Origin of the sequence: Mycobacterium sp. E1747, assembly GCF_001667775.1 — a bacterium.
Lineage (GTDB): Bacteria > Actinomycetota > Actinomycetes > Mycobacteriales > Mycobacteriaceae > Mycobacterium.
Map to the genome: position 1 here is coordinate 1 of NZ_LZJI01000223.1, position 9,836 is coordinate 9,836.

Sequence of the window (9,836 nt, forward strand, 5' to 3'; positions counted from 1 at the left end):
CCGTGATTCGAGTCATCCGCGACCACAATATGGGCGCGGACGACATCCGCGTCCTGTCGACGTGGGAGGGGCGGCGCCACGCCAAGAACTTCGTGCTGACCGCGCGCGCGGCCGCGGTGCTGGCCCGGGTGCCCCGCACGACCATCGTGCACTTCCACATCTCAGACGGCGGGGCGTGGCTGCGTGAAGGGCCGCTGATCCGGCTGGCCAAGGCGCGGGGCTTGCGGATTGTCGCGACGCTGCAGGGCGCCGACGTTGCCAGGGAAGCCCTTCGGCACCGCCGCTTCATCGGTGCAACCCTGCGCCGCCCCTCCCACGTCGACAGGACGCGGATGTCGTCCGCGCCCATATTGTGGTCGCGGATGACTCGAATCACGGTCTGCGTACCGCCGAAGCTGTACACGCCCGGCCCGACATGAATGACGGAGATCATCGCAGTCCGGAAATGCGGCCGCGCAACGGCGCGTGGCGGGGGTGGTCGAACAGACAGACATTTCGCATTCGGCTAACTCCCAAAGTGATTGGCCACGGGTCAAAGTACACCGGCCGGGCGCTCGACGTGCCCACTTCAGCGAGCTCCGGATGGTGCCGTGAGCGCCGCCGTGTCGGCGCTGACCGCGCGGTTCGCGTCGCGCTCTCTGTCGCGCAAGTTGGCGAACCCCATCGCCGCACCCAGCGCGATGCCCAGCGCGAAGGCGTCCGATGGCATCTCGGGCAAAGGCCACACCACGGATATCGCCAGGAGGCCCGCGCTGACCGCCACGCTGACCTTCGCCGCCGCGGTCCGGCAGCGCACCGCTTTGACCAACGGGATCAGCGCGAAGAGGACGAACGCCGTCATGCCGACCGCACCCGCTTTCGCCAACCACCACAGATAGAAGTTATGCGAGTACGCGGGATAGAACTTCGCGGAGAACTCGTCGTCACCCTTCGGCGGCTGATAGGCGTAACCGAGGCCATGGCCGAATACGGGCGCCTGGGCGATCGAGCGGTTCAGCAGGGAGTTCTCCCGCAGCCTCTCCAGCGCCGATTCGTCCACGGCGAGCGCGCTCGACGAAACCCCGCCCAGCACCCGCTCGTTGAAGGCCGTGAGCTGGTCGCCGAGCCACGCGCCGGCTTGCGAACCGTGCAGCAAGAACAGCAATCCCGGCAGCGTCGCCGCGACCACCGCCGCGCAGATCACCGTAATGACGACGGTCCGGCGCACGGTTGACACGCTCAGGCTGACCAACACCGCGGCACCGGCCGCCACGGCCATCGAGATGAGCGTGTTGCGGGAGAACGACAGCAGCGAAATGATCAGCGCGGGTGGGCCCAGGGTCAGGAGCATGGCAGGCCTCAGGCGGCCGATGATGGCGGCGGCCACCAGCGCGCTCAGCGTCGCGGTCGCCGGGGATTGCGTGGTCAGGATGATCCGGACAGCCTGGTCGGCGCCGGTCGCCGCCCCCAAACTTTCGGCCCTGCCCGCCAGCCGGATGGCATGCAGCGAACTCACGACCGCCATGCCCGCCGAAAACCACAGGATGCCGGCCGTCACGCGGATCGAGGACTTGACGTAGTCGCCGTACACCACCAACATCGCCAGCACGAAGCCCACGGCGATTTCGACCATGGACAGTGATTCGCGCAGCACGATGGTGGCGTCGTGCCCGTTCTCGAATCCGGCCGCGGTCGACATCACAATCACGAGCAGGAACACGGCGGGCAACCAGAAATCGGAGAACCGCGGTTTCACAATCGGTATCAGGTAGCCGATCGCCAAGGCCGCGGCCAGCAGGTACAGGTAGATGACCGCGGGGCCGACGACTTTGCCGACGTGCAGGCCCTGGGGCAGCGCCGCGAATGCCCCGACCAACGCGACCCATACCATCGCCTCGGGTCTCACCCAATAGACGACCAGGCAGAAGGTGGCGGCGATCAGCATGAGGCCCTCGGTGGTGAGTCGCACCGAAAGCACGCCGAAAACGAAACATCCGAACAGGAACAGCGCCAGCGAGGCTGCGCTCATCGCCAGCCGGTGCCGACTGCGCAGGTAGAAGATCACGTCGAGGGACTGGCCTTCGTCCGGTAGGCCTGGGCGGCGGCCCGGCGGTGCAGCGACAGACGCGCGTCCGTGAGCACCGTCCCGACGACCTCCGCGTTGGCCGAGCGCAGGGTTGCCAGCGCGTCCTGGAGTTCTTCGGCCGTGGTGCGTCCCGCGCGGACCACCAGCACCGTTGCTTGCACGGCGCCGGAGAGCAAGACCGCGTCGGCCGTCGCCAGCACCGGCGGTCCGTCGACCACGATCCGGTCGAATCGCGACGACAACTCCCCCAGCAGGCCGTCGAGCACTTCGGGCGGGTATGCGGAGCAGGGCAAGGTCTCCCGGCGGGCCGCGCGTGCTGCCAGGACGAACAGCCGCGGGAAGGGTGTCGGCTTCACGGCTTCGGCCGCGATCTCGGGGTTCGCCAGCGCGTTGGCCAAGCCCTCGCCCGATTCGACCTTGAGGGAACCGGCGATCACCGGCCGGCGAGTGTCGCCCTCGATCACCAGTACGTCGTCACCGACTTCGGCGAATGCCCGGGACAGGTTGAGGACCGTCGTCGTGGTTCCCTCACCGCCGAACGGTGACGCCACCAGCAGCCGGCGACCGTCGGGGCCGATCGCCCTGCGCACCCGGGTGCGCATGTCCCGCACGGCGTCATCGAACGTGCCGTCGGTGCCGAACCGCGGAGCCCCGCCGCGCCGTCGCGGCAACTCGCCGAGCGTCGGTAGGCCCGACAGCTGTTCCAGCTTTTCGCGGGTGCGCACCGTGCGATCGCTGGCCTCGCGGGTGAGCGCCACGGCCATGCCGAGAAGCAGGCCGGCGACCAGGCCCATCGCCATGTTGCGTACCGGCGCCGGGGTAACGGCGTGATCGGGCACCTGGGGCGGCTCCACCACCCGCGCCCTCGCCACCGGCAAGGGCTTTCCGTTCTGCTCTTGCACGCCCGGAGTTTCCCGGGGCTGGCCCGGCGGCGTCGTCGCATCCGGGTTATCGGGGCGGGGGCCCGCATTGGGTGCGTCCAGACGCGAAACCGTGCCCAGTGTGGGGACGATCGCGGCGAATTGGTCGGCAATCGCCCCCGCCAGCGCCGCCGCCCGCCTCGGATCCGTGTCTTTGACGGTGATGGTGAACAACTGGGATTTGGCGGTGTATTTCACCTGGGTTTGGGTCAGCAGGTCGTCGGCACTGATCGGGAGCTGCAGCTGTTTGATCGCGCGGTCGGCCACCGTCCGGCCGCCGGCGATCTGGGCGTACGACGACAACCGTTCCTGGGCAGTGAGCGTGCCGTTGTACAGCTCCGTCAGGTCGGTGGCCCCGGAGAACGAGATCAGCACCGTGGTGGACGACTGGTAATGCTTGGTCTGCAACGCCGTGATGGCTGCCGCGCCGATCGTGCACGCCAACACCGCGGCCGCGGCCAGCTTCCAGTGCGCGACGAGAATCCGGACAAAGGTACGGAAATCCATCGACTAACGGCCTTTCTGAAAGCGCCCTGGCGCGAAAGCATCCATCCGGTCGGTTATCGGATGGGCAGAAACATTGAACATTATTGAAGCATCGTCATGCGGCGTTTGCCCGAAAAGCGATTCTCCAAGGTCATTCCGCCAGCTCGAAAGCCCAGCGATGACCGTCGCAGGCGCCCTTTCACGATCGGGGGCCGGCGGTCAGCACGTCGCGCGATATGTTGACCGTTGCCAAGGGGTAGCCGCCGGAACCGTCACGTCCGTTGCGCGCCAACTGCATGGGCGGGTAGTTCACCACGTGCGATGCGTCCGGCTTGTGCTGTTGCCATTCCACCGATGCCCGCAGCGTGTAGTTGCCAGGAGCCAAGCCGGAAAGGTCAAGCTTGACCGACTCCGTCGACGACGCCGGGGCGGGTTCATTGCCGGGGTTGGCGCCCGGGTCGTTGTGGACCAGGGCCTTCAAGTTCACGGTCGTCGGGAGAGTGCGGACCACCGCGCCCGAGAAATTCACCAGTTGATAGCGGGGAGCCCACTTCTCGACCGCGGCAGCAGAACCGTAGTTGGTCCACGTCACGGCGATCGTCGCCACACCGTCACGTATCGGTTGCGGTCTCGGGCGCGCTTCGACCGAGTAGCGATACCCGGCCGCGACGTTCGCCTGCGCCCACAACAGGTACAGCGCCGGGTCCATCGGAGTGGACGATTCCGTGTCCGCGAAGTCGCAACTCGACGTCATCGCGACGTGATACTTGATGACGTCGTGTAACGCCTTTTGGTAGTAGGACCGCGGCGAGGTGCCGTCCGGCAACAGGCACCATTCGGTGATGACCGGTGCGCTGAGCAACCTGTCTTTGAGTCGGGCGATCACCGGATCCTTCTGCTGCACATAACGCGAGCCGTCCAATTCGACCCACCCGGGCAACGGCGCGATCACCCCCAGGCAATCGGCCCGCACACCCACCGGTGCGGCCACCTTCTTGGTGACTTCGTCGGAAAGCATTTCCCGCACGATCTCCGGATTGAGCAGTGTCGTGATCAACTGCGTCCGCCGAAACGCGCTCACCGTCGCCGCCACCAGCTGCCTGATCGATGCGATCGTGATGCTCTGATCACGAAACTGGCTGTAATAGCCCAGCTTCGCGACGCTTTCCTCGGGCGAGGGGCCGGGGGCGCCCAGCGTGTCGCGCAAATACGCGATGTGGTTCTCGCTCCAATCCCCATAGCCGGAGAACTCGAAGACGCTCAGCCGCTCGTCGCCGTCATACCGTCGCCCCAGCGCGGCGAGCAATTGTCCGAAGGCGTCGAGGTACCTGGGGTCGTTCCACTTCGGCACCACCTGCGTCACGCCCGGCGTCCACCAGTACCGTGCCGGTCCGGCGTAGTCGGTGGCGGCCGAGCGCATCCAGTCGGGGATCGCGATGTTCGTGTTGTTCGGAAACACAGTGTCACAACAGGAGTGGTAGGCGACGACGCGAAGGGTCATCCGCATGTTCCTGGTGGCCAACTTGTTCAGCGCGTCGTCGATCACGCTGAAGTCGTATTTCTGATCGTCCGAGGCGTCGGGGGGCAGCGTGCTGGGATCCGTGGGCTGTAACTGCCGCCAGCTGACACGCAGGCTGGCGTCGTCTGACGCGGGCCAGGCCGGGTACCGCTGCTGCGCGGGATTGGCTTGGGGAAACAACGGGATCAAAAGATCTTCGTATTGGCCGCGCAGCGGATTCTGTACGTCCTGGACGGCCAGCGGTATCGCGGGACTGACTATCGCCGTCACCAGCTCGGGGTTAGCGCGACCGCCGCACCCGTTCAACACAAGCGTCGCGCAAACGGCGAACAGCAGTGTGGTCTTGCGCAGCGTTCGAGCCGTGTTGGCGAGCAAGGACTTCGGCGAAGTCGACATTGCGCACACCGAACGTGGGCCCTGGATCAGCTTCAAGGACTGACACCTCTCCGGTCGCTGGCGCTCTCCGCCGGGAGCGCACTGAAATCGGCAACGATGCAACGCTGCCCCACATCATCGGTCAATCATGCACATCTTCGGTGCATATACCGGCCACTGTTGGGCGGCGGCCCCATGGCGCGTGTCTTACCGGGCGCCGACCTGGCCACTCATATTGGTATGGTCGCGCAATCCGCTGATCCCTCCGGGAATCGCTCAGGAGACCGCACGATGCCTTTGGTTCGATCGGCCACGCGTCGGCTGGCGCCCGCGGTGAAGGCACTGGCGCCGGGTTTGTTCTGGCGACGGAAGTACCGCATCCTCGAACGCCTCGGGCAAAGCCGGGCGGACATCCAGTTGGCGGTTTCGTTGTGCGACCCGAACCGGATCTCGCTGGACATCGGCGCCGACGTCGGACAATTCACGATCGCCATGCTGGCGTCGTCGCGCTCGGTGATCGCGTTCGAACCCCGGCCCGCGCAAGCTCGCGAGCTGGCCTCGATGTTCGAGGCCACCGGTGTTCCGGTACGGGTCGAGGCGATCGCGCTGTCCGACACTGTCGGCGTCGAGACCATGAGAGTGGTCGAATCCGAGCCGGGCCGCAGCACGATCGACACCACCAATGTCCTGAGCGACGTCGACAACAGCGGGATCCGCAGCATCGAGGTCCCCGTCAAGCGGCTCGACGATCTAGGTCTGCAAGACATCGGGATGATCAAGATCGACGTCGAGGGCCATGAACTCGCCGTATTGCGCGGCGCGACAAATACCCTCGCGCGGGACCGGCCAGCGATCATGGTGGAGGCCGAGCAGCGCCATTACCCCAACGCGGTTGCCGAGATCACCGCGTTGTTACGCGAGTCCGGCTACTCCGGGTATTTCGACCTCGACGGCGAGCGGCGGCCGATCGACGATTTCGACCCGCGCGAGCACCAGGATCCATCCAACGCCGGTGACCGCGAGAACGACTGGGCGCCTCGCGGCGTCTACGTCAACAACTTCGTCTTCATCCCTCAGAAAGGGTGAGCGGTAGGCCGCACGCAGGACCGACCATCGGCGACGATGACCGCCGCGCGAGTTGTCGATGTCCTAGCCGGCGCCCGTCGGCAATGCCTTTTGGTCGGTCAAAAACGGCAACGGCAGCCAGCGCGCGGCCAGCAGGGCCTCCATCGCATCCGCGGGCACTGGGCGCGACAACAGGAAGCCCTGCGCCCGCCGACACCCGTGCTGAATCAAAGTCATTGCCGCGACCGGCGTTTCGACGCCCTCGGCTACCACTTCCAGACCGAACGCCTCGGCCAGCCCGATGATGGCGCGGACGATCGCCAGGTCGCCGGCGTTGTTACCCAAGTCCCGCACGAACCCGGTGTCGATCTTGAGCATGTCCACAGGCAGGGATTTCAGATGCGACAACACCGCGTAGCCGGTACCGAAGTCGTCGATGGCCAGCTGGACACCGATTTCCTTGAGCTGCGCCAACGTATTTCGAGTGGTATCGATGTCGTGAACCACGGCGCGCTCGGTGATCTCCAGGCACACCGAACCGGCGTCGAGGCCGAACTCGTCGATGGTATGGGCGACGTCGCGCACGAACCCACGGGTGATGAGCTGCAGCGGTGACACGTTGATGCGCATCACGGTCCCCCGGCCGACCCCGTTCCCCTGCCAGCGACTGAAGTCGGCGCACGCGGTGCGCATCACCCAGCGGCCCAAGTCCATTGCCAGGTTGGTCGATTCGGCGATTCCGATGAACGAATCCGGCAGCAGCAGCCCCCAGATCGGGTGCCGCCAGCGCACCAGCGCCTCGGCGCCCACGATGGCGCCGGTCGACAGGTCAACCTCCGGCAGGTAATGCAGCAGCAACGCCTCGCTGCCGATATCGCCCTGCAGATGCAGCTCGATGTCGTTGCGGAACGCGCGCTTGAGCGACATGTCATCGGTGGACACCGCGATCTGGTTGCCGCCCCCGCGTTTGGCCGTCAGCACGGCCTCGTCGGCGCGGCGGAGCAGGTCGGTGCAGTTGTCCCGCCCGGGGACGCCGACCGCGAGCCCGATGCTGACCGTGCGGCTGATCACGTGACCGCCGATTGCCAGGCGCTCGCAAAGCATGCCGGAGAGACCGCGGGCGAACGACTCCGCATCCTCGGGCGACATCGGCTGGTCGGGCACGACGACGAACTCGTCCCCGCCCAGGCGGGCGATCATGCTGTTGGGAGCGCAGATCTTGATGCGCTGCGCGAAGACCCTGATGAACCAGTCCCCCGCGGTGTGACCGAGATAGTCGTTGATCGGCTTGAGCCGGTCGAGGTCGAGGTACAAGACCGCGACGGGCCCGGGGCGCCCCGTCAAGAGCCGTTCGGTCAGGTGCGCGACCAAGGCGCGACGGTTGAACAGCCCGGTGAGATCGTCGTGCTCGGCGAGATAGCGGAGCTTGTCTTCGGCGGCGATGCGGGCTTGCAGCTGCGCGAACAGCGCGGCGACGGCCTCGAGGGTGTTGATCTCCTCTTGCTCCCACTTGCGGGCGCCGAATTTGACGAAGCCGAGCAGGCCGGTCGTCGTCTCACCGGAGACCAGTGGGGCGGCGGCCACCGAGGGCGAGGCGGCCACTTTGGCCCCGCCCAGCGGGCGGCGGAAATAGCGTTTGGATTGGGCCGGGCGGATCACCACCGGCTTGCGTCCCTGCTTGCACTGCGCCAGCACCGACTCCGCGATGTCGAGCTGGGCGAAGGCCGTCGGATCCGGGTCCGAGGCGTCGGTCCGCGGCGGCCACTCGGCAACCAGTGTCGACGCTCGGGTATGCGCGTCGAGGTGCCGCAAGAAACTGGCGTCCACGTCGAACTGCTCGACCAGCTGCGCGAGCACCTTCTCGCTCACCAAGTCGGCCGTGGCCGCTGTCGCCTCCATCAGCTGCGTGGCGACGGAGGTGACGACCAAGTCCAGACTGCGCCGCACGGTCTCCTCCGATACGGGCGCGCATCCCAACGTGTTGACGGTTGCCCGATCGTGGGACGTAATTGCTGGCGAATCCCGTCGACCGCGCGCCCATGCGCATCGGCGGGCCCTCTGGTTCGCTTCGTCGGATCTGTCCGGACCCTGGCAGGTCAGGATGGGTATTGGTCTGCAGAAGGTATCACGCAGGCGCCGCCGGATCCGGGCGAACAAGCAACTTGCGGCCCCAAGCCGCGGCAGGTCATTGACCGTTGGCCGCCGCGTCGCTGGCAATGTCCAGTGTTGCGATCGGATACAGGCCGGAACCGTCGCGGCCGTCGCGGGCCAGCGCCATCGGCGCGTAGTTCACCACGTGCGAGGCGCCCGGCTTGTGCTGCTGCCATTCCACGGACGCCCGCAGTGTGTAATGCCCCGGCGCCAGGCCCGTCACGTCGACGCGCACCGACTCCGTCGTGGACTCGGGAACGGCCTCCTCGCGTGCCGGGCTGGAGTCGTCGTGGACCAGCGACTTGAGATTGACCGTCCCCGCGATGGTGCGGACCACCGCTCCCGAGAAATCCACCAGCTTGTACCCGGGCGTCCACTGTTCGGTGGCCGCGGCGGAGCCGTAGTTGGTCCAGACGACGGAGATGGCAGCGACCTTGCCCTGGATCGACTGCGATCCCGGCTTGGCCTCGACCGAATATCGGTAACCGGCGGCGGTGTTCGCCTTGGCCCACAGGAGATACAGCTTGGGGTCCATCGCCGACGCCGCATCCCGGTCCGGGAAGTTCGCGCTCGATGTCATCGAGACGTGATACCTGACCACGTCGTGCAGGGCCTTCTCGTAGTAGGACCGGGGGTCGGTCCCGTTCGGCAGCCGGCACCACTGGCTGATCACCAGCGCCGAGGTGAGCCGCTGCTTGATCGCGTTGACGGCCGCGTCGTTGAACCGCACGTAGTGCGAGTCGCTGGACTCGGCCCATTCCGGCAGGGGGGACTGCACGCCAAGGCAGTCCGCGCGGATGCCGACCGGCGCGGACAGCTTCTTGGTCACGTCGTCGGCGAACAACTCGCGGACGATCTCCGGATTCTCGGCGGTGGTCACCAATTGGGTGTGCCCGAACGCGCCGACGTTGGCGGCCACCAGCTGCGCGATGGATGCCTTGGTGATGGTCTGATCGCGAAACTGGCTGTAGTAACCCAACTTCGGTTGACTGTCGTCCGGCGAGGGCCCCGGCGCACCGAGCGCGTCACGCAGGTACGCGAGGCTGTTCTCGCCGAAGTCGCCGTACCCGGAGAACTCGAAGACGCTGAGCCGCTCGTCGCCGTCGTAGCGCCGGCCGAGCGCGGCGAGCAGCTGGCCGAAGTTGTTGAGGTAGTCGCCGTCGTTCCAGTTCGGCACCACCTGCGTGACTCCCGGTGCGGAACTGTTGGGTGGCGCGGGATAGCTGGTGGCCGCCGAGCGGATCCAGTCCGGAAT

6 protein-coding genes and 1 pseudogene are annotated in these 9,836 nt (G+C 66.6%); 2 read left to right on the forward strand and 5 right to left on the reverse strand.

Annotated features, from left to right (window positions below; all coding sequences use genetic code 11):
- Positions 1-419 (forward strand): annotated as a pseudogene (locus A5695_RS30405) (hypothetical protein); the annotation flags it as partial.
- 149 nt (positions 420-568) lie between these two features.
- On the opposite strand, the gene A5695_RS23870 reads toward A5695_RS30405, so the two are convergent.
- The 3 genes from A5695_RS23870 to A5695_RS23880 form a co-directional block, all read right to left on the reverse strand.
- Positions 569-2,044, reverse strand: a complete 1,476-nt coding sequence (locus A5695_RS23870) for an O-antigen ligase (RefSeq protein ID WP_068088261.1) — start codon at positions 2,042-2,044, stop codon at positions 569-571.
- The gene (locus A5695_RS23875) at positions 2,041-3,492 is read right to left on the reverse strand and encodes a polysaccharide biosynthesis tyrosine autokinase (RefSeq protein ID WP_068088264.1); all 1,452 of its coding nucleotides are present in this window, start codon (positions 3,490-3,492) and stop codon (positions 2,041-2,043) included. Before A5695_RS23875 ends, A5695_RS23870 begins: the two co-directional genes overlap by 4 nt.
- A gap of 178 nt (positions 3,493-3,670) precedes the next feature.
- Positions 3,671-5,386 (reverse strand): hypothetical protein, encoded by a 1,716-nt coding sequence (locus tag A5695_RS23880; protein WP_231974957.1) that lies wholly within the window; start codon positions 5,384-5,386, stop codon positions 3,671-3,673.
- A 270-nt stretch (positions 5,387-5,656) separates the two neighbouring features.
- Here A5695_RS23880 and A5695_RS23885 point away from each other — a divergent pair, with 270 nt between their 5' ends.
- Positions 5,657-6,451, forward strand: coding sequence for an FkbM family methyltransferase (locus tag A5695_RS23885; RefSeq protein ID WP_068088267.1), 795 nt, complete (start codon positions 5,657-5,659; stop codon positions 6,449-6,451).
- A 63-nt stretch (positions 6,452-6,514) separates the two neighbouring features.
- Here the strand turns inward: A5695_RS23885 and A5695_RS23890 are convergent, their stop codons facing one another.
- Both A5695_RS23890 and A5695_RS23895 read right to left on the reverse strand, forming a co-directional pair.
- Complete coding sequence (locus A5695_RS23890) at positions 6,515-8,329, reverse strand: putative bifunctional diguanylate cyclase/phosphodiesterase (protein ID WP_369830233.1); 1,815 nt, start codon at positions 8,327-8,329, stop codon at positions 6,515-6,517.
- A 286-nt stretch (positions 8,330-8,615) separates the two neighbouring features.
- On the reverse strand, positions 8,616-9,836 hold a 1,221-nt coding region (locus A5695_RS23895), incomplete at its 5' end, for a hypothetical protein (RefSeq protein ID WP_068088272.1).